Consider the following 1,654-nt stretch of genomic DNA (forward strand, 5'->3'; position numbering starts at 1 on the left):
CATGTTGCCCATCCTTGTTAGGGTGCAAGCGCTCCCAACTGAGCTATGCGCCCGCGTTAGTGTGGTGGGTTGTACAGGATTCGAACCTGTGACCAATTGATTAAAAGTCAACTGCTCTACCAACTGAGCTAACAACCCAATGGCGTCCCATAGGGGAGTCGAACCCCTGTTACCGCCGTGAAAGGGCGGTGTCCTAGGCCTCTAGACGAATGGGACACGCTGATATGTTTGGGAACATATCCTCTTTATAACTTCAACCTATACAATCTGTGTGAGCACTCGCAACAATAGCGTCAGTAAGGAGGTGATCCAGCCCCAGGTTCCCCTAGGGCTACCTTGTTACGACTTCACCCCAGTCATGAACCACACCGTGGTAAACGCCCTCCCGAAGGTTAAGCTATCTACTTCTGGTGCAGCCCACTCCCATGGTGTGACGGGCGGTGTGTACAAGGCCCGGGAACGTATTCACCGTGGCATTCTGATCCACGATTACTAGCGATTCCGACTTCATGGAGTCGAGTTGCAGACTCCAATCCGGACTACGACAGACTTTAAGGGATTCGCTCCACTTCGCAGCTTCGCTGCCCTCTGTATCTGCCATTGTAGCACGTGTGTAGCCCTACTCGTAAGGGCCATGATGACTTGACGTCGTCCCCACCTTCCTCCGGTTTATCACCGGCAGTCTCCCTGGAGTTCCCACCATTATGTGCTGGCAAACAAGGATAAGGGTTGCGCTCGTTGCGGGACTTAACCCAACATTTCACAACACGAGCTGACGACAGCCATGCAGCACCTGTCTCAGAGTTCCCGAAGGCACCAATCCATCTCTGGAAAGTTCTCTGGATGTCAAGAGTAGGTAAGGTTCTTCGCGTTGCATCGAATTAAACCACATGCTCCACCGCTTGTGCGGGCCCCCGTCAATTCATTTGAGTTTTAACCTTGCGGCCGTACTCCCCAGGCGGTCTACTTAATGCGTTAGCGCCGAAAGCCAAAGTCTAAACCTCAACCTCCAAGTAGACAGCGTTTACGGCGTGGACTACCAGGGTATCTAATCCTGTTTGCTACCCACGCTTTCGCATCTGAGCGTCAGTCTTTGTCCAGGGGGCCGCCTTCGCCACTGGTATTCCTTCAGATCTCTACGCATTTCACCGCTACACCTGAAATTCTACCCCCCTCTACAAGACTCTAGCCTGCCAGTTTCAAATGCGGTTCCGAGGTTGAGCCCCGGGCTTTCACATCTGACTTAACAAACCGCCTGCATGCGCTTTACGCCCAGTAATTCCGATTAACGCTCGCACCCTCCGTATTACCGCGGCTGCTGGCACGGAGTTAGCCGGTGCTTCTTCTGCAGCTAACGTCAAGCCATGCACTTATTAAGTACACCACCTTCCTCACTGCTGAAAGTGCTTTACAACCCGAAGGCCTTCTTCACACACGCGGCATGGCTGCATCAGGGTCTCCCCCATTGTGCAATATTCCCCACTGCTGCCTCCCGTAGGAGTCTGGGCCGTGTCTCAGTCCCAGTGTGGCTGATCATCCTCTCAAACCAGCTAAGGATCGTCGCCTTGGTAAGCCATTACCTTACCAACTAGCTAATCCTAACTGGGCCCATCCCAACGCGATAGCTTACATGTAGAGGCCACCTTTGGTCCCA

The 1,654-nt window shown here is 53.2% G+C and carries 2 tRNA genes and 1 rRNA gene; all 3 read right to left on the minus strand.

The annotated features are described in order from the left end of the window. Positions 1–62: 62 nt before the first annotated feature. Positions 63–138, minus strand: a tRNA-Lys gene (locus BGL48_RS10715). Between the two features lie 2 nt (positions 139–140). After that, positions 141–216 (minus strand) — tRNA-Glu (locus BGL48_RS10720). An 81-nt stretch (positions 217–297) separates the two neighbouring features. Then, positions 298–1,654: ribosomal RNA gene (locus BGL48_RS10725) — 16S ribosomal RNA — on the minus strand; the annotation flags it as partial.

Origin of the sequence: Salinivibrio sp. SS3 (genome assembly GCF_001722105.1) — a bacterium.
Taxonomy (GTDB): domain Bacteria; phylum Pseudomonadota; class Gammaproteobacteria; order Enterobacterales; family Vibrionaceae; genus Salinivibrio; species Salinivibrio kushneri.